The organism is Sphingopyxis sp. OPL5 (genome assembly GCF_003797775.2).
In the GTDB taxonomy this organism is placed as follows: Bacteria; Pseudomonadota; Alphaproteobacteria; order Sphingomonadales; family Sphingomonadaceae; genus Sphingopyxis.
This window is the reverse complement of record NZ_CP060725.1, coordinates 3,562,120-3,579,373: the sequence shown is the minus strand read 5'-3', so window position 1 is coordinate 3,579,373 and position 17,254 is coordinate 3,562,120. Positions and strand designations below refer to the sequence as shown.

Genomic DNA, 17,254 nt, shown 5'->3' with positions numbered 1-17,254 from the left:
ACCGGGTCAATTCACCACATTTCTAGGGCAGATCGGGGCGAAAGGAGCGCAAATGAGCGGCAATGGCCCGCGACGCGCACGCCGCAGACCGCTGTGGATAAGAATCAAGGGGCGGAAAAACGCCGGTTCCGGCGGTCAGCGGATCCAGATCGGCTCGAAATAGGCCCTGGAGGGGCCGCCCAAGGCGGAGACCAGCCATTTCATATTGTCGGACCGGCGGAGCCATAGCGCATCGGGGATCGGCGACTGCCACAGGCTTTCGTGGAGCAGGTCGGCGTCCCCGACGAGCCAGACGGTCGCCCGACCGATCGGACAGCGCGCGACGCGGCGGTCGCCCCAGGTCGCACAGCCGGCCGGCAGGCGCGTAAAGCGGCCCGCCGAATGGAGCCGGAGCTTCTGCCCCGCCGGGTCGAGGAAGACATCGACATCCCCTGCCCGCTCAGGGTCGACCGCCGCGAGCGCGATCCCCCAATGGTCGAGCAGCGGGGTGAGCAGGCTGGTTACCGGCGGATTGCGCGGATCGCCGAGCGGGTAGGCGGGCGTCCAGCTCGACAGCGCGTCGGCGAGGATGACGATGGTGCGCGGCTGCGCGGTGAGTGTGTCGAGCCGGACAAGTTCCTCTGGCGCAAGCGCGCGTGGATGAGCGACGAGCAAGGCATCTTCATCGCGGACATCCGCGAGACTATCGACGACATGAACGTCCAGCCTCCGGTATAATTCCGAAAGCGCCTGCGCCTCGGAAGGCCCCGCCTCCAGCATCGCCGCAAAATCGCCGCCCTGCCCGGCCCAGCGCAGCGGCAGGCCCGTTATCGTAGCAACGGGCTGCGAAAGCGGCTTGGTCCATGTTGCATAGGCTGGGCCGATCAACGCCTGCCCGCCGACAAACCACAAAATCAGCGTGAGAAGCATTGCCGGCCAACGCAGCGCCGCATGCCAATTACCGGTGCGCCCGATGAGGATTGCCGCAATGCCGCATCCTACGCCACCACATAGCAAGGTGGCGACGAGTTGGAGGCCACCCATTCGCTCCGCCAGTCCATAGTGCAGCGCCAACTGCGTCATGGCCAGGATCAGCAACGCCGCCGCAAAGGTCCGGGCGCGCGCCCGCAGGCTCTCGCCCCGGATGAGCCATGCAAGGAGCAGCGCGCCCGGCATGAGCAGAGGGATTGCCAGCGCCGCGTCGACCCTTCCGAGCAGCATCTGGCCACCGCATATCCAGGCCAGCGCCAGCGCCGGAAGGACATAGGCGGCGGACAGTCGGAGCGTCGGCGCCAGCCCGGCAAAACGCGCGCGCGTCACTGTGCCGATTTGTTCCGTGCGCGCTGCAGTTCGGGATCGGGTTCGAGGTCGGGAACCTTTGCCGTCGCGGGCGGCAAGGGTGCGGCCTTGGCCGCAGACGGGGCCGCCTTTGCGGCGTCGGCCGTCGGCGTCACCGGCTGGACGCCCAGTTCTTCGAGCGGGGCGCCGCTGCCCTTTTCGGCCGCGCCGGTCGCGGCGGGATTCGCGGTCACGGCATCGTTCGCGACCTGTTCGCGCGCCCGATCCCCGATCAGCCCGGCGAGACCGACGAGCAGCAGCACCGCCATCACCCCGGCGATGCCGATCTGCAGCCGGCGCATCGAATCATTGGGACCCAGCGGTTCGGGCGATACGGGCGAGGCCCTGGGCTTTTTCATGTTCACGCCGCCAATCCTTTGCTCGCCAGCCACTCGGGGTTGTAGAGCGTCGAGAGATAGCGAAACCCGCTGTCGCACAGGATGGTTGCAATGCGCTTGCCGGGGCCAAGTTGGCGTGCCAGCGCCATCGCGCCCGCGACGTTGATCCCCGACGACAGGCCGAGGCACAGCCCTTCCTCGTCGAGCAGCTGGCGCACCACCGCCAGCCCTTCGGCATCCGAGATGCGGAATTGCGTGTCGATCGGCGCGCCGTCGAGATTGCCGGTGATCCGGTTCTGGCCAATCCCCTCGGCGACGCTCGATCCTTCGGGCTTGAGTTCGCCGCACTGGTAATAATTATAGAGGCCCGCGCCGTGCGGGTCGGTCAGCGCGATGGTGATTTTCTCATCCTTGGCTTTCAGGCCGAGCCCGGTGCCGGCGATCGTGCCGCCGGTGCCCGCGGCACAGGTGAAACCGTCGATGCGGCCTTCCATCTGGTCCCAGATTTCCTCGGCGGTGCCGAAGATGTGCGACTTGCGGTTGGCGATATTGTCGAACTGGTTCGCCCAGATCGCATTGTCGGTTTCCTCAGCGATGCGCCGCGAGGTGTGGACGAAATGGCCCGGATTCGCGAAGGGCGCGGGCGGCACGAGCACCAATTCGGCACCCAATGCGCGGATGGTGTCCATCTTCTCGGCGCTCTGATTGTCGGGCATGACGATGATCGTCTTGTAGCCGAGCGCATTGGCGACGAGCGCGAGGCCGATCCCGGTGTTGCCCGCCGTTCCCTCGACGATCGTGCCGCCGGGCTTCAGGCTGCCGTTCGCCTCGGCATCGCGGACGATGTACAGCGCAGCGCGATCCTTCACCGATCCACCGGGGTTGGCATATTCGCATTTGCCCCAGATTTCGCAGCCGGTGGCGGCGCTGGGGCCTTTCAGAAGGACGAGCGGGGTGTTGCCGATCAGCTCGAGGCTGGTGTGCGCAATGGTCATGGCCGTTGATCTAGGGCGCCGTCCCGCGGCCCGCAAGACAGCTTCTTTTGTCCGGGCGAAGGTCGGCCTTCATCGACGGACGGCGCCGTGGTCCCGACGAACGGCGGGAACTGGCCCTTGCCTCTGTAACAATATATCATTACTGACGCCGCCACAGTCGCCAACGAAAACAGGATTTCCTCTCCATGCGCTTGCTTTGCTCCGCCGCTTCGACCCTCGCCCTGATGCTGACCGCGCCCGCCTTTGCGCAGGACACCGGACCGCAGACGGGCGACGACGATTATCACACCGACCAGCCGATCATCGTCACCGCGCCTTATGTGCGCAGCCTCGACATATTGGGCAATGTGTCGGTGATGGAGGGCGAAAAGCTGGCGCAGGATATTCGCGGCCAGATCGGCGACAGCCTGACCAGCCAGCCCGGCGTGTCGGCCAGCAGCTTCTCCCCCGGCGCCTCGCGTCCCGTGCTGCGCGGTTTTTCGGGTGAGCGCGTCAGCGTGCTCGTCGACGGCCTTGGCGCAATCGATGCCTCTTCGACCTCGGCCGACCATGGCGTCAGCATCGATCCGCTGACCGCCGAACGCATCGAAATCCTGCGCGGCCCGTCGGTGCTGCTGTTTTCGAGCCAGGCGATCGGCGGCGCGGTCAACGTCTTCGACCGCCGCATCCCGCGCGGCATTCCCGAAGCGCCCTTTCACGTCGACGCGCTCGCCAGCTATGGCAGCGCCGCCGACGACAAGAGCGTCGGCGCCTCGGTCGACGTCGCCCTGACCAAGCAGCTCGTCTTCCACGTCGATGGCAATTATCGCGATTCGAACGATGTTCGCGCCGGCGGGCTGATCTATGCCGAGCCTTTGCGCCAGCGTCTGCTCGGCCTCGCCGCCGATGCGACCGCCGACGGCGATGCCGACGAGGCCGCGCGGCTGACCGGCGCCGCGAACAGCCGCGGCCGCATCCCGAACAGCGCGAGCACGAGCACGAGCGCGGGGGTCGGCGCCGCCTATATCAACGACGGCGGCATGCTCGGCCTGTCGTTCGGCTATCTCGAAACCGACTATGGCATCCCGCCGCGCGCCGACCTGGGCGAGGAACCGACGATCTCGTCGCGCCAGTATCGCGTCGACCTGCGCGGCGAGGTCGAACTGGGCGATGGCCTGTTCGAGAAACTGCGCGTGCGCGGCGCCTATGGCGATTACGCCCACACCGAATTCGACGACGGCGTCCCCGGCACCACCTTCCTCAACAAGGGCATCGAGTTCCGCACCGAACTGGCGCAGAACGACCGCGGCGGCTGGCGCGGCGCGAGCGGCTTGCAGTACAGCTTCCGCGACTTCGCGGCGATCGGCGACGAAGCCTTTTTGCCGCCCAATGAAACCACCCGCCTTGCCGCCTTCACGCTGCAGGAAAAGGAAATGGGTCCGCTGACGCTCGAGGGCGCGCTGCGGTTCGAAAAGAGCAATATCAAGGCGAGCAGCATCGGTTACGACCGGTCGTTCAACGCTTTTTCGGGTGCGGGCGGTTTCAGCTATGCCCTCGCCGACGGGATCAAGGCGAGCATCTCGGTCTCGCACAGCGAACGCGCGCCCTCGGCCGAGGAACTGCTGTCCGACGGTCCGCACGCCGCGACCCAAACCTTCGAGCGCGGCAATCCCGATTTCGACAAGGAAACGAGCTGGGGCGGCGAAGCGTCGCTGAAGTTCAACCGCGACGGCTATTCGGTCGCGCTCACCGGCTATGCGAGCTGGTTCGACGGCTTCATCTATGAAAGCGATACCGGGCTGATCGAAGACGATCTGCCGCTGTTCCAGTTCGTGCAGGACAAGGCGCGCACCTACGGCTTCGAGTTCGAAGCGGCGGCGCCGATCGCACAGATCGCCGGTTTCAACATCGTCGGCGACGTCACCGCCGACATGACGCGCGCCAAGATCAAGGGCGCCGGCATCGATGGAAACGTCCCGCGCATCCCGCCGCTGCGCGTGCTCGGCGGGCTGGAAGCGCAGGGCGACCGGATCGACGCGCGCGCCGAGGTCGAATGGACCGACGACCAGAACCGCATCGCGACCTTCGAAACCCCGACCAAGGGCTTCACCCTCGTCAACGCGTCGCTGACCTGGCGTCCGCTGCCCGAGACGAAGAATCTGTCGCTGACGCTGGCGGCGAACAATATCTTCGACGTCGACGCGCGGCGTCACGCCAGCTTCACCAAGGATTATGTGCCGCTCGCCGGCCGCGATATCCGGATTACCGCCCGCGCGAGCTTCTAGATTCCGGGTCCGCGGGGCAAAGCCTGGTCCAGTACGGCTGGACCAGGCTTGATCGCCGCAATCAGAACGGCAGCAGCTTGCGCTTGTTCCAGTAGATCGAGGTCGCCGCGGCGTATGCGCCGACCTTTTCCCACACCCCCGAATCGACCTTTTCGATGTCGACGCCGATGTCGATATAGGCCTGGACGATCGACATGATCTGGTCATCGGTCATGTCGGCCGACAGGTCCGGATTCGTGCCGCTCGGACCGAAATCAAGCGCCTTGTCGACCGGCGCGTTCGACAGGCTGTTGCGCGCAAGGTCGCCGATCAGCCATTCGCGCGAAATCCGCGCGAGGCCGTAGTCGAAATAGTCGGCCTTGTTTGCATCGTCGATTCCGTGGCGAGCGACACAGGTGTCGGTGATCGTCGCCAATTGCTTGAACAGCGCGTCGCGCGACACATCGTCGCCGACGCCGGTCATCGCCGCCCCGATCGACGCCTTCAGCGTCGCATTGGCGTCCTTCGTCACACAGTCGAACTTGGCGCCTTCCTGCGCCATTGCGGCGCCAGGCATGGCGGTCCATGCCAGCAAGGCGCCCGCCATGATTCCCTTCAACATAGGATCGTCCCTTCCACCCGAATTTCCCTCGGCAATACAGTCACCTAGGACAGCATGGCCATGCCGCCGTTAACATGCAACGTCTGGCCGGTGACATAGCCCGCCTCTTTCGAGGCCAGATAGACCACCGCCGCGGCGATGTCGCTGCCCTCGCCCATGCGCCCCGCCGGTATGCGGGTGTTGAGCGCGTCCTTCTGCGCGTCGGGCAGTTCGGCGGTCATCGCGGTGGCGATGAAGCCCGGTGCGACGCAATTCGCTGTGACCCCGCGGCTCGCCAGTTCCTGCGCCAGCGCCTTGGTCATGCCGGTGACGCCGGCCTTCGACGCCGCATAATTGGCCTGCCCCGGATTGCCGGTGGCGCCGACGACGCTGGTGATCGAGATGATGCGCCCGAAGCGCGCCTTCATCATCGGCTTGGCCGCCGCGCGCGCGAGGCGGAAATTCGCTTCGAGGTTGATGCGGATGACGTCCATCCATTCCTCGTCCTTCATCCGCATGATCAGATTGTCGCGCGTCACCCCGGCATTGTTGACGAGGATATCGAGCTTGCCGCCGAGCGCCTCGACCGCCGAAGGGACCAGCGCATCGACCGCGGCGCTGTCGCCAAGGTTGCACGGCAGCGCGACATGGTCGCCGCCGAGGGTGTCTCGAAAGGCGTTCAGCTTGTCGGCATTGGACCCCGAAACCGCGAGCCGCGCGCCTTGGGCGGCGAGCGCCTGCGCGATGGCCGAACCGATGCCGCCGCTGGCGCCGGTAACGAGGGCGGTCATGCCGGTGAGATCGAACATCAATATCTATCCTTGCAATGGTCCGGTTTTTCCGGACGTCGGTGTATCAGTTTTTTCGCGCAGAGACGCAGAGGACGCAGAGTCTTTATGGTCGTTTACGAGGCGGCGAATTCCCTGCTTCAATGTCGGCTCGCCAAAATTGATCAGCAGGCCGACGGGCATATGCATCAACCGCAGATATGTGAGAACCTGTTTCGCGTGCACCGGATGCAGATTCTCGGTGGATTTGATTTCGACGACCAGCCGGTCGTCGATCACCAGATCGGCGCACGCAACCTCGCGAAATTCGATCCCGTCGAAAACGACGTTGATCGGCCATTGCCGATCAACCTTGTATCCCATGGCGGCCAGGCGACCGGCAAGGAGCGTCTCATAGACACTTTCCAGAAGCCCCGGACCGATCTCGCTATGTAGCCGCATCGCGACGCCAATCACGTCATGCGATATCTGGTCGATATGGAGCGCCGCCTCGCCCATCCCCAGCCAACTCTCCGCGTCCTCTGCGCCTCTGCGCGCAAATCTTCTACCCCGACCGGCCGCCTTTCCTCGGAGTGAAGTCGATGCGCGCCGTTTCGCGTATCTTCCCGTCCTGCCAGCGGCCTTCGACAAGTTCATAGCCCATCAATGCGAAGATGCGACCGCCAAAAAACACCGGACGCGCGTTGCCGTACCAGTCGACGCATGAGGCGAGACAATGATCGTCGCCCTGCCCCGGGCGGGCGTCGAGCGTGCCCGCGAGCGACAGGTCGCGCGCGGCGCGGCGGAGGTAGAGGATCGACGCCGCGCTGCCGAGGAACTTCGTCCCGTCGTCGCTGCCGCGCATCACCGGCAGGCCGAGCAACCCATCGTCGCCGTTGCCGTCCGGGTCGGGGCGATAGAAAAAGGCGTGGCTGCGATTCTCGCCCTCCGCCGCGGCCGGGAAGGCATAGCGGCTCGCGAGCTTCGGCGCCCCGTCGAGCGCCACCGTCGTGAAGGTCAGCGCGCCGCCATCGCCCGAGCCGACGATGATCGCGTCGCGGCCCATGACGTCGATCCGCCCGACCTGATGACCCGGATCGAGCGGGACGACCTCGCCGCCCTTCACAGGGACGGCGTAGAGCGCGGCCTGCTCGCCGCCTTCCTTGCGCAGGTCGCGGCGTATCTGACCGCCCGCATAGAGCAACCAGTCGCCGACGAAGCGGTTCTGCCGCTCCCAACCCTCGACGCCGGGCAGCGCGCGGAAGTCGGCGGGCTTTACCTTAGCCCCGCCGTCGCCAAAGCGCGATGCCGCAAGGTGGAGCAGCGCCATGTCGCCCTTGTCATTCGCCTCGGCCTGCCACATCGCATCGCCGCCGCCCTCGTCCATCGTCAACACGTTGAGCGCGCCGTCGCTTTCTTCGCGGAAGGAAAACTGGTCGAGCGGCATACCGGCGACCTCGACCGCCTGCGGTGCGCCGCCGCCCAGCGGGATGCGATAGAGCATAGCGCGGTTGTCCGCCGGATCGCTGCTCCATTCGGACCCCATGCCGGCCCAGACATAGACGGCGTTCTGCGAGACATAGAAGCTGCGTGACCAGCTGCCGAGCACGTTGGTCGCATCGCAATCCATATCGTCGCTGCCGAGGTCGCAGATCATCACGCTGTGCAGCACATCGCCGGCGAGCCTGTCGTCGGCCCATGCCGGCTGCGGCATATAAATGTCGCGCGCGCCGGTGAACGGCTTGAAGGCGCCGACCTTGCCCTTCTGCCACGTCGCAAGCGCGGGCAGGCTGTCGACGATCCCCTCATAGGTCGGCAGCGGCGCATAGAAGATCAGCCTGTCGCCGATCAGCCGCGAGGCATAGTTGCGCGACGAATAATAATCGCCCGAACGCAGATAATGGGTGTCACGCCACGTCAGCTTGCCGTCGGCGGAGAGGTGGAAGCGGTTCACCTCGGTGCCGCTGCGCGCATAGCTGTAACCGAGCACGACGACGGTATCGTCGCTAACCAGCATCTCGTCATACCAGGTGCCGTCGGCATCGCTCTTGCCCGGAAAGACATCGACCGCCGCGATCGGTCGCATGCCGCCGCCCGAGGCGTCGATCGTGAAGATGCGCCCACGGCGCAGCACGATCAGCAAATCGCCCTGTTTCTTGACGATGCCACCCTCGTCGACCCCGGCGGTCTGGACATTGGTGATGCCTTCGGCGGCTTTGGTCGCGGGCGGAGGTTCCTCGACGTCGAGGGCCATGGCGGGAGCCGGAGCCGCATCGGCCGAAGCGGCCGATGCGTCCATCGGTGGTGGCGGATTGCGCCGCTCAGCGGCTCTTCTTCGGTCCAGGAATGTCTTTAGTTCCGCCTCGCTCGCAAAGGCGCGCATGCTGCTGGTCGCGCCCGTCGCGGCGGCGATCTGCTGCGCGACCGGCGCCGCCGCGCCGGCCCACAAGGGCGACGCAAAGAGCGCCGCAACGAACGCCCATTGGCCAAAAGCCCAAATGCGTGTGAATCCGCTCATCGCCCTCTCCCCGGCTTGAACCAAGGGAGTTATGATACCTTATCTCTTTAGTAGAGAAAAGTGATATTTCGTCAAAGCGTCTTCAGCAGCGCCTCGATATCGTCCATCGAGATCACGCTCGTCACCTCGACCTCGCCGCTTGCGCTACGCTTGACCATCGGGCCGAGCACCTTGCCGCCGAATTCGACGAACTGGCCGACCCCGATAGCCTCCATCGCACCGACGCTTTCGCGCCAGCGGACGCGGCCGGTGACTTGTTGGATCAGTAGATCGCGGATCGTATCGGCGTCGCCCACCGGGCTGGCGGTGACGTTGGCGACCACCGGGACCAACGGCGCGGCGGGCGGATTGGCGCCGAGCGCTTCGGCCATCGCGTCGGCGGCGGGCTGCATCAGCGGGCAGTGGAAGGGCGCCGAGACGGGAAGCAGCACCCCGCGCTTGATGCCATAATCCTTGACCAGCGCGACCGCGCGCTCGACCGCACCCTTATGGCCCGAAATCACGACCTGCGACGGGTCGTTGTCGTTGGCGACGGTGCAGACCTCGCCCTCGGCGGCGGCGTCGGCGAGCTTCTGCGCGGTGTCGATGTCGGCGCCGAGCAGCGCCGCCATCGCGCCGATGCCGACGGGCACCGCCGCCTGCATCGCCTGCCCGCGCGTCTTCAAAAGCCGCGCGGTGGTCGCGAGGTCGAAGGCGCCCGCGGCGCAGAGCGCGCTATATTCGCCGAGGCTGTGCCCCGCGACATAATCGGCCTTGGCCGACAGCGTGACGCCGCCTTCCTTTTCGAGCACGCGCAGCGTCGCGATGGCGTTCGCCATGATCGCGGGCTGGGCATTTTCGGTAAGGACCAGCTGGTCCTCGGGGCCCTCGGTCATCAGCTGGAACAGTTTCTGGCCGAGCGCGTCGTCGACCTCCTGGAACACCTCGCGCGCGACCGGCGACGCGTCGGACAAGGCCTTGCCCATGCCGACCGCCTGGCTGCCCTGACCCGGAAAGATGAATGCGCGCATGACCCTGTCCTTATATCGTCGCCCCCGCGCAGGCGGGGACCGTTGGCGTTCGAACTCTAGCGGCCCCCGCCCTCGCGGGGGCGACGCAATAGGGTCAGGCGCCTATTCCCTCACCCCGCGCGATGCAAGCCGAAGGGGACGACCTTGTTGCCCGCATCATGGCCGATATCGGCGCGGCCAAGATACGGAATGTCGCAGCGCGCACACCAGTGGCGCGCGATATCCTCGGCGTCGGCGCCGAAGGGCCGGTCGTTTTCGGGGATGTCGCTGACCCGGCCGAGCCGCAGCCCGGCAAGCCCGCGCGGGCCGAGATAGCTGGCGACATGGAAGAACGCCCGGTCGAAGGCGTAGAGATATTCGCTCACCTCCTCGACCAGCAATATATGACCACCAAGATCGGGTTCGAGCGGGGTGCCGAGCAGCATCGACAGCGTCATCAGGTTGAACGCCGCGTGGCGCGCGCCATGCTGAAGCCCCGGCTCGCACACCGCAGGATCGCGCGCGACGAGCCAGTCGAGCGCGCGCAGCACCGCCGCATCGCCATCCGCGCGGCGGATATCGGCGACCATCGGCCCGTGCGCGACATGGTCGAAGCCGTCGCGATAGAGCGCGCCGAGCAGATTGCCCTGGTCCGAATAGCCGAGATACGCCTTGCCGCGCGCGACATCGGTCATCGCCGCAACCGCGTCCTCGGCGATCCGGCAGGCACCATAACCGCCGCGCGCGAACCAGATCGCGTCGATGTCGGGACGGTTCGCCATCTCGACCAGCGCCGCGAAGCGATGCCCTTCCTCGCCCGCGAAATGGCCATGCACTGCGAAACATTGCGGGTCGAAGACGAGTTCGACGTCGGGATAGCCGAGGCTCGCCAGCGCGCGCACCGCCTCGGCATCGTCGGGCAATATGGGGGTGCTGGGGGCGACGATCCCGATGCGCATAGCGTTCGCCTCCCCTTCCCTTGCCAAGCCCTCGCCAACGCCATAACGCCGCGCCATGACCGAAAACAAATCCTATTTCTTTTGCGGCATCGGCGGGTCGGGCATGTTGCCGCTGGCGATGATCGTCGCGGCGCGCGGCGCGCAGGTTTCGGGCTCGGATCGCAGCCGCGACCAGGGGCGTTCGCCCGATAAATTCGCGTGGATCGAAGGCCAGGGCATCGCGCTGGTCCCGCAGGACGGCAGCGGCGTCGCCGCCGGCCAGACCCTCGTCGCTTCGGCCGCGGTCGAGGACAGCGTTCCCGACATCGCCGCCGCCAACAAGCTGGGCCTCCCCCGCATGACGCGCGCCGATCTCAACGCGGCGCTGTTCAACGAAGCGGCGCAGGCTGTCGGCGTCGGCGGCACCAGCGGCAAGTCGACTGTCACCGGGATGATCGGCTGGATCCTCGCGCGTGTTGGACGCAAACCCACGGTGATGAACGGAGCGGTGATGCGCAATTTCGCCAGCGACGAAACACCCTTCGCCAGCGCGCTGGTCGGCGATGCGGCCACTTATGTGAGCGAGGTCGACGAGAGCGACGGATCGATCGCGATCTACCGCCCCGACGTCGCGGTGGTCACCAACATCAGCCTCGACCACAAGAGCCTCGACGAGCTGCATCGGCTGTTCAGCGATTTCGCCGCGAAGGCGCGGATCGCGGTGGTCAATGTCGACGACCCCGAATCGCGCCCGCTGATGAGCGGCGAGAATGTCATGCGTTTCGGCTTCAGCCCGCTCGCCGGGATGCGCGGCAGCGATTTCGAGGCACTGCCGGACGGGTGCCGTTTCACCGCGCACTTCAACGTCACGCAGTGCGAGGTGCGGCTGCGGATGCCGGGGCGCCACAATGCGTCCAATGCGCTGGCAGCGATGGCGGCGGCGCGCGCGCTGGGCATTTCGATCCGGGAGTCGGCAGCCGCGCTCGCCGATTTCACCGGCCTTGCCCGGCGCTATGAGGTGCTGGGGCAAGCCGGCGGCGTCACTATGATCGACGATTTCGCGCATAATCCCGACAAGGTCGCCGCGACCCTCGCGGCGGTAGCCGAACTGCCGGGCCGCGCGCTGCTGTTTTTCCAGCCGCACGGCTATGGCCCGCTGCGCCAGATGGGCAAGGAACTCGCCGCCAGTTTCACGGCCGGCATGCGCGACGGCGACAAATTGTTCGTCTGCGATCCCGTCTATTTCGGCGGCACCGTCGACCGCAGCATCGGCAGCGAGGCGCTGGTCGCCGACATCGTCGCCGGCGGCGGCGATGCGGTCCACCTGACGACGCGCGCCAATTGCGGCGCGGCGATGCTCGATGAGGCGAAAGCGGGCGACCGCATCCTCATCCTCGGCGCGCGCGACGATACGCTGACCGAGTTCGGGCGCGAATTGCTGGCGAAGCTCGCATAGTTCCTTCTCCCCTTGAGGGAGAAGGATACGAAGCCTTGCGCCGAAGGCGCTCGGCGTAGTTGGATGAGGGTTGCGCGCCAGAGGCGCGCGCGGCCCTGCGGACCGCAACCCCTCACCCAGCTTCGACTAACCGCCAAGGCGGTAAGTCTTCGCAACCCTCTCCCTCAAGGGGAGAGGGGCGGCATGCTTGATTCCCTCGCGCAAATCTGTATAGGCGCGGCCATCGGGGCGAGGCTTTGAGCCATCGCCCCGTTTGCTTTGCACCGATTCGCAAAGCGAGACGACAGCCGGAGGGGGTTCGCGATTGGCGCGGAACCAGCGATCGGCCAAATCGAAGGAAGCGCACCATGCCGTTCTACGAGCATGTTTTTATCGCGCGTCAGGACCTGAGCCAGGCTCAGGTCGACGCGCTGGCGGAAACCGTCACCAACGTCATCGGCGAATATAAGGGCGAGGTCCACAAGACCGAAACCTGGGGCCTGAAGCAGCTCGCCTACAAGATCCAGAAGAACCGCAAGGGTCATTATGTGATGTTGTCGGCCGAAGTGTCGGGCGAAGCCGTTGCCGAGATCGAGCGTCAGGCTGCGATCAACGAAGATATCATTCGCTGGATGACCATCAAGGTCGACGAACTCGAAAAGGGTCCCTCGGTCATGATGCGCAAGCAGGAACGTCGGGGCGGCCGTGGCGGCCGTGACCGCGACGGCGAAGAATAAGGAACAAAGACATGGCACGACCCTTTTTCCGCCGCCGCAAGACCTGCCCCTTCACCGCGAAGGACGCACCGGTCATCGATTACAAGGACGTCCGCCTGCTCCAGGGTTACCTGTCGGAGCGTGGCAAGATCGTCCCGTCGCGCATCACCGCGGTGTCCACCAAGAAGCAGCGTGAGCTGGCGAAGGCGATCAAGCGCTCGCGCCACATCGGCCTGCTCCCCTATATCGTTAAGTAAGGAGGGCTGGTCCGATGGAAATCATCCTGCTCGAACGTATCGAAAAGCTTGGCGGTATCGGCGATGTCGTCACCGTCAAGAACGGCTTTGCCCGCAATTACCTGTTGCCCAACAACAAGGCGCTGCGCGCGAACGACACCAACCGCAAGCTGTTCGAAGCCAACCGCGGCAAGATCGAGGCTGACAACGCCGAACGTCGTGGCGAGGCCGAAGGCCGCGCCAAGGATTTCGACGGCAAGCAGATCGTCCTGATCCGCCAGGCGTCGAACACCGGCCAGCTCTATGGTTCGGTTTCGGTGCGCGACATCGTCGATGCGCTGGCCGAAGACGGCATCACCGGCATCGGCAAGTCGATGGTCGAACTCGAACGCCCGATCAAGGCGCTCGGCCTGGTCGACGTCAAGGTCAAGCTGCACCCCGAGGTCGTCGTGACCGTCGGCGTCAACGTCGCGCGCTCGCCCGACGAAGCCGAAATGCAGAAGCAGGGCATCGACGTCATCGCCGCGATGTTCGAGGAAGAACAGGCCGAGGCTGCTGCCACGGCGCTGGAACCCGACAGCGAAGACGAGTTCGAAGAAGGCACGCCGCCTTCGGAAACCGCCGTCGAAGCGGTTGCGGACGACGCCGAAGAAGCCTGAGCTTTTTCAGCCAAAGCCATTTGAGAGGGCCGCGTTTCCGAAAGGGAACGCGGCCCTTTCTGTTTGGGGGTGATGGGTTGCGGGCGAACGCCGCGTTTGCGTAATCCGCATCGTCATCCCGGGCTTGACCCGGGACCCGCCTCCCTTCTTTCGCCGTCGGACCAAAGGCAAGGCAGGCCCCGGGTCAAGCCCGGGGTGACGATGAAATAGGTGCCCGCTCCCCACCCCAAAGCCGACGCACCCACCCGCCGATCCCCGCTGGCCAATCCCCCTCGCCTTTCCTATGGCCGCAACTGATGGCCGACGATCCCTTCCAGCGCCGCTTCGCCGGTGACGCGAGCCTGTTGCCGCATATGGCGGACCTCGCGAACGACCGCGTCCTGATCGCGCTGCTGACCGAGGCCGATTATCGCGCCGCGAGCTTCCTCGACCAGCGGCTGCTCACCGACCGGATCGGGCGCGAGTGGATGGCGTGGGATGCGCTGCCCGACCTCGGCACGACGGCACCGCGCCCGCACCATATCTTCCACATCGGCCATGTCGGCTCGACCCTGGTCTCGCGGCTGCTCGCCGAGACGGGCGACGTCCTGCCGCTGCGTGAGCCGATGCTGCTGCGCACGCTGGCGCAGGTCGCCGAGCGCATCGATCGGCCGGAGTCGGTCTGGTCGCCCGATCTGTATCGCCAGCGGCTGGCGCAGGTGTCGGGCTGGCTCGGCCGCGGTTTCGCCGCCGGACAGGTCGCGATGGTCAAGGCGTCGAGCGTCATTACTGCGATTGCCGACGACCTGACAGGTAAAGCGGGCCGCGCGCTGTTTCTCTACGCCCCGCTCGCGCGCTACATCGAAACCATTCTGGCGGGCGAGGCGTCGCTTGCCGAAACACTGGCGCAGGCGCCCGCCCGCATGGCGCGCCTCGCGGTGTTGTTACCCGACCTGCCCTTCGCGCTCTGGCAGCTGGCCCCGATCACCCGTGTCGCGATGAGCTGGCTTTGCGAAATGGCGACCGCCGCGCGCACCCTGCCGCCGGCCGACCCGCGCCACCTGTGGGTCGATTTCGAGGCGATGCTCGCCGACCCCGCGACCAGCCTGACCGCACAGGCACGGCATTTCGGCCTCGCGCTCGACGCGGCGCGGATCGAGGCCGCGCTCGCGGGGCCGATCATGCGCCAATATTCGAAGGCGCCCGAGCATGGCTACAGCCCCGACCTGCGGCGGCAATTGCAGGCGCAGGCCGCCGCCGAGCACGCTCCGGCGATCGCCGAGGCCATCGCCTGGGTTGAAGCGCTCGCCGCACGCGATAAGACAGTCGGCGACCTGCCGATCCACGGCCGATAGGAACGACGATGTTCAAGCTTGTCCAGTTGCTCGACGATGCGGAAGTGCGCGCGCTGCGCGACATCGCCGCGGCCGGCCAGTTCGTCGACGGCAAGATCAGCAACCCGCATTCGACGATCAAGAACAACCTCCAGCTCCACGATGCGCAGGCCTATGAACGCTCGTCGAAGATCCTGCTCGACGCGATGGTGCGCAATCCCGATTTCATGGAGTTCAGCTTTCCCGCGCGGATCGCGCCACCGCTGCTGACGCGCTACAAGCCGGGCATGCATTACGGGCTGCACCCCGATGCCGCCTATATCCCGCTGCCCGATGGCCAGCTGCGCACCGACGTCAGCTGCACGGTGTTCCTGGGCGATCCCGCCGATTATGACGGCGGCGCGCTGCACGTGCAGCTCGGCAACGCCGACCTGCGCTTCAAGGAAGCTCCGGGCGTCGCGATCGTCTATCCCTCGCACACGCTGCACGAGGTCGAGCCGGTGACCCGCGGCGAACGGCTGGTCGCGATCACCTTCATCCAGAGCCTGATCCCCGACGTCGCGCACCGCAATCTGATGTACGAACTCAACGAGGTCGCGGCGCTCGAGGGCGGCAAGATGGATCCCGAAAATTATACGCGGCTGCAGGCGGTGCAATATCAGCTGCTGCGGATGTGGCGGCGCTAGGGCCGGTGAGTGGCCACGAAGAAACCCGCTACGAAGCCCGGCTCAACTACAGCGCGGTCACCCGCTTTCTCCATTCGGTCCGCTACAAGAACCTGCTCGGCGTCGTCGCAGCGCTATCGAGTTTCCGCGGCGGCAAGCCGATCCGAATCCTCGACATCGGCTGCGGCAGCGCGCGCGCCTTCGGCCTGCTCAATCCCCGGTTCGCCATCGACTATGTCGGTGTCGAAATGCGCCAGAAGCTATGCGCAGTCGCCCGCGACCGTTTCGGCGACCGCCCCAATTTTCGGGCCGTGCGGAACATCATCGGCAACCGGCTCGACCTGATCGACCAGGTCGACCTGGTCATCGCGCTCGAAACCCTCGAACATATTCCCGCAGACCAGGTCGCGGTGCTGGTCGAGCATATCGGTCGCGCCGAGATCGACGGATTCTATTGCACCGTACCGAACGAGATCGGTCCCGCCATCGCAGTCAAGAACCTGGGGTCGGCGATGATCGGATATCGGCGGCACCGCGAATATAGCTGGCAGGACACTTTCCACTCGGCGACCTACCGCCTCGACAAGGTCGCGCCGCACCGGACCGGACACAAGGGCTTCGACTGGCGCGCGCTGCAACGGGTGATCGCGGCGCATCTCGACATCCAGGCGGTGCACCGTTCGCCCTATGGCTGGGTCCCCCGCGCGGTATCGCCCAGCATCGGTTTTTATTGCACCCCGCAGCCGCGGCTCAATAGCCCATCAGGCTGAGCACTTCCTTGCGGCTGCGTTCATCCTCAAGGAAGCAGCCGAGCAGCCGGCTGGTCACCATGCCGACGCCCGGGGTGCGCACGCCGCGTCCGGTCATGCAGCCATGCTGGGCGTCGATGACGACCGCGACGCCATGCGGCTGGAGATTGTCCCAGATGCATTTCGCAACCTCGGCGGTCAGCCGCTCCTGCACCTGCAGGCGGCGCGCGTAACCGTTGAGCACGCGCGCCAGTTTCGAGATGCCGACGACGCGGTCCTTGGGCAGATAGGCAATCGACGCCTTGCCGGTGATCGGCGCCATATGATGTTCGCAGTGCGACTGGAACGGGATGTCGCGCAGCAGGACGATCTCGTCGTACCCGCCGACCTCTTCGAAGGTGCGCGACAGGTGGATCGCCGGGTCCTCGGCATAGCCCTGGCAATATTCGAGCCAGGCGCGCGCGACCCGTTTCGGCGTGTCGAGCAGGCCCTCGCGCGACACGTCGTCGCCGGCCCATGTGATCAGCGTGCGGACCGCATCGAGGACCGCGTCGGGCACCACCGGCCTGCCGTCCGGTCCCACTTCCACCTTCGTCATCCGCCCGCCTTCACTGTTGCTATCATGTCGCACATTTCGGGACGAAAGCGCCGCGAAGCAAGCCCCGCGCGACAATAATTTGCTCCAGCGGGCAAAGCTTACGTTGCGGAATCGGAGCTTTTTTCTCGTCTCGCGTAATAATATTCCAGCAGGTGAATCTGGTTCAACAAGTCACTT

18 protein-coding genes are annotated in these 17,254 nt (G+C 65.8%); 8 read left to right on the top strand and 10 right to left on the bottom strand.

Annotation, left to right across the window (positions count from 1 at the left end):
* Positions 1 to 135: 135 nt before the first annotated feature.
* The 3 genes from EEB18_RS17220 to EEB18_RS17210 are packed head-to-tail and all read right to left on the bottom strand — an operon-like array spanning position 136 to position 2,650.
* A complete protein-coding gene (locus tag EEB18_RS17220; RefSeq protein ID WP_262407980.1) occupies positions 136 to 1,299 on the bottom strand; it encodes a GldG family protein in 1,164 nt (387 codons plus the stop codon).
* Entirely contained in the window at positions 1,296 to 1,676 is a 381-nt protein-coding gene (locus tag EEB18_RS17215; RefSeq protein WP_262408250.1) for a hypothetical protein, read from the bottom strand. Before EEB18_RS17215 ends, EEB18_RS17220 begins: the two co-directional genes overlap by 4 nt.
* Before the next feature lie 2 nt (positions 1,677 to 1,678).
* Positions 1,679 to 2,650, bottom strand: a complete 972-nt coding sequence (locus tag EEB18_RS17210) for a cysteine synthase A (RefSeq protein ID WP_187138947.1) — start codon at positions 2,648 to 2,650, stop codon at positions 1,679 to 1,681.
* A gap of 224 nt (positions 2,651 to 2,874) precedes the next feature.
* On the opposite strand from EEB18_RS17210, the gene EEB18_RS17205 reads away from it, so the two are divergent.
* A complete protein-coding gene (locus EEB18_RS17205; protein ID WP_262407979.1) occupies positions 2,875 to 4,914 on the top strand; it encodes a TonB-dependent receptor in 2,040 nt (679 codons plus the stop codon).
* Between the two features lie 61 nt (positions 4,915 to 4,975).
* Here EEB18_RS17205 and EEB18_RS17200 read toward each other — a convergent pair whose 3' ends face one another.
* The 6 genes from EEB18_RS17200 to EEB18_RS17175 form a co-directional block, all read right to left on the bottom strand.
* Positions 4,976 to 5,515 carry a hypothetical protein gene (locus EEB18_RS17200; RefSeq protein WP_187138949.1) on the bottom strand — a complete coding sequence of 180 codons (540 nt, stop codon included), beginning with the start codon at positions 5,513 to 5,515 and terminating at the stop codon, positions 4,976 to 4,978.
* 44 nt (positions 5,516 to 5,559) lie between these two features.
* Positions 5,560 to 6,303, bottom strand: coding sequence for a 3-oxoacyl-[acyl-carrier-protein] reductase (gene fabG / locus EEB18_RS17195; RefSeq protein ID WP_187138950.1), 744 nt, complete (start codon positions 6,301 to 6,303; stop codon positions 5,560 to 5,562).
* Positions 6,304 to 6,309: 6 nt separating this feature from the next.
* Entirely contained in the window at positions 6,310 to 6,780 is a 471-nt protein-coding gene (locus EEB18_RS17190; RefSeq protein ID WP_187138951.1) for a GxxExxY protein, read from the bottom strand.
* 46 nt (positions 6,781 to 6,826) lie between these two features.
* A complete protein-coding gene (locus tag EEB18_RS17185) occupies positions 6,827 to 8,779 on the bottom strand; it encodes a beta-propeller domain-containing protein (protein WP_187138952.1) in 1,953 nt (650 codons plus the stop codon).
* A 71-nt stretch (positions 8,780 to 8,850) separates the two neighbouring features.
* Positions 8,851 to 9,789 carry an ACP S-malonyltransferase gene (gene fabD / locus EEB18_RS17180; protein ID WP_187138953.1) on the bottom strand — a complete coding sequence of 313 codons (939 nt, stop codon included), beginning with the start codon at positions 9,787 to 9,789 and terminating at the stop codon, positions 8,851 to 8,853.
* 110 nt (positions 9,790 to 9,899) lie between these two features.
* Positions 9,900 to 10,727 (bottom strand): LD-carboxypeptidase, encoded by an 828-nt coding sequence (locus EEB18_RS17175; protein WP_187138954.1) that lies wholly within the window; start codon positions 10,725 to 10,727, stop codon positions 9,900 to 9,902.
* A 55-nt stretch (positions 10,728 to 10,782) separates the two neighbouring features.
* Between EEB18_RS17175 and EEB18_RS17170 the strand changes: the two genes are divergently transcribed.
* From EEB18_RS17170 to EEB18_RS17140, 7 genes are all read left to right on the top strand, one after another.
* Positions 10,783 to 12,162, top strand: a complete 1,380-nt coding sequence (locus tag EEB18_RS17170; protein WP_187138955.1) for a Mur ligase family protein — start codon at positions 10,783 to 10,785, stop codon at positions 12,160 to 12,162.
* A gap of 347 nt (positions 12,163 to 12,509) precedes the next feature.
* On the top strand, positions 12,510 to 12,878 hold the full coding sequence (rpsF, locus tag EEB18_RS17165; RefSeq protein WP_056346855.1) for a 30S ribosomal protein S6: 369 nt from the start codon (positions 12,510 to 12,512) through the stop codon (positions 12,876 to 12,878).
* An 11-nt stretch (positions 12,879 to 12,889) separates the two neighbouring features.
* Positions 12,890 to 13,114: a 30S ribosomal protein S18 gene (rpsR, locus tag EEB18_RS17160; RefSeq protein ID WP_056346852.1), complete on the top strand. Its 225-nt coding sequence runs from the start codon at positions 12,890 to 12,892 to the stop codon at positions 13,112 to 13,114.
* Positions 13,115 to 13,128: 14 nt separating this feature from the next.
* On the top strand, positions 13,129 to 13,752 hold the full coding sequence (gene rplI / locus EEB18_RS17155) for a 50S ribosomal protein L9 (RefSeq protein WP_056346850.1): 624 nt from the start codon (positions 13,129 to 13,131) through the stop codon (positions 13,750 to 13,752).
* A gap of 296 nt (positions 13,753 to 14,048) precedes the next feature.
* A complete protein-coding gene (locus tag EEB18_RS17150) occupies positions 14,049 to 15,086 on the top strand; it encodes a hypothetical protein (protein WP_187140329.1) in 1,038 nt (345 codons plus the stop codon).
* Between the two features lie 8 nt (positions 15,087 to 15,094).
* The gene (locus EEB18_RS17145; RefSeq protein ID WP_187140328.1) at positions 15,095 to 15,751 is read left to right on the top strand and encodes a Fe2+-dependent dioxygenase; all 657 of its coding nucleotides are present in this window, start codon (positions 15,095 to 15,097) and stop codon (positions 15,749 to 15,751) included.
* Between the two features lie 5 nt (positions 15,752 to 15,756).
* A complete protein-coding gene (locus EEB18_RS17140) occupies positions 15,757 to 16,500 on the top strand; it encodes a class I SAM-dependent methyltransferase (protein WP_187140327.1) in 744 nt (247 codons plus the stop codon).
* Here EEB18_RS17140 and folE read toward each other — a convergent pair.
* Complete coding sequence (folE, locus tag EEB18_RS17135) at positions 16,481 to 17,077, bottom strand: GTP cyclohydrolase I FolE (RefSeq protein ID WP_056346841.1); 597 nt, start codon at positions 17,075 to 17,077, stop codon at positions 16,481 to 16,483. The genes EEB18_RS17140 and folE overlap by 20 nt on opposite strands.
* Between the last annotated feature and the right edge of the window lie 177 nt (positions 17,078 to 17,254).

Bases quoted from the DNA above. Each gene is read 5' to 3' on its own strand.
- EEB18_RS17145 (WP_187140328.1), top strand. From the start codon at position 15,095: ATGTTCAAGCTTGTCCAGTTGCTCGACGATGCGGAAGTGCGCGCGCTG.
- EEB18_RS17185 (WP_187138952.1), bottom strand. From the start codon at position 8,779: ATGAGCGGATTCACACGCATTTGGGCTTTTGGCCAATGGGCGTTCGTT.
- EEB18_RS17150 (WP_187140329.1), top strand. From the start codon at position 14,049: ATGGCCGACGATCCCTTCCAGCGCCGCTTCGCCGGTGACGCGAGCCTG.
- rpsR (WP_056346852.1), top strand. From the start codon at position 12,890: ATGGCACGACCCTTTTTCCGCCGCCGCAAGACCTGCCCCTTCACCGCG.
- fabD (WP_187138953.1), bottom strand. From the start codon at position 9,789: ATGCGCGCATTCATCTTTCCGGGTCAGGGCAGCCAGGCGGTCGGCATG.
- EEB18_RS17200 (WP_187138949.1), bottom strand. From the start codon at position 5,515: ATGTTGAAGGGAATCATGGCGGGCGCCTTGCTGGCATGGACCGCCATG.
- EEB18_RS17215 (WP_262408250.1), bottom strand. From the start codon at position 1,676: ATGAAAAAGCCCAGGGCCTCGCCCGTATCGCCCGAACCGCTGGGTCCC.
- EEB18_RS17190 (WP_187138951.1), bottom strand. From the start codon at position 6,780: ATGGGCGAGGCGGCGCTCCATATCGACCAGATATCGCATGACGTGATT.
- EEB18_RS17170 (WP_187138955.1), top strand. From the start codon at position 10,783: ATGACCGAAAACAAATCCTATTTCTTTTGCGGCATCGGCGGGTCGGGC.
- EEB18_RS17205 (WP_262407979.1), top strand. From the start codon at position 2,875: ATGCTGACCGCGCCCGCCTTTGCGCAGGACACCGGACCGCAGACGGGC.
- EEB18_RS17175 (WP_187138954.1), bottom strand. From the start codon at position 10,727: ATGCGCATCGGGATCGTCGCCCCCAGCACCCCCATATTGCCCGACGAT.
- rpsF (WP_056346855.1), top strand. From the start codon at position 12,510: ATGCCGTTCTACGAGCATGTTTTTATCGCGCGTCAGGACCTGAGCCAG.
- EEB18_RS17210 (WP_187138947.1), bottom strand. From the start codon at position 2,650: ATGACCATTGCGCACACCAGCCTCGAGCTGATCGGCAACACCCCGCTC.
- folE (WP_056346841.1), bottom strand. From the start codon at position 17,077: ATGACGAAGGTGGAAGTGGGACCGGACGGCAGGCCGGTGGTGCCCGAC.
- fabG (WP_187138950.1), bottom strand. From the start codon at position 6,303: ATGTTCGATCTCACCGGCATGACCGCCCTCGTTACCGGCGCCAGCGGC.
- rplI (WP_056346850.1), top strand. From the start codon at position 13,129: ATGGAAATCATCCTGCTCGAACGTATCGAAAAGCTTGGCGGTATCGGC.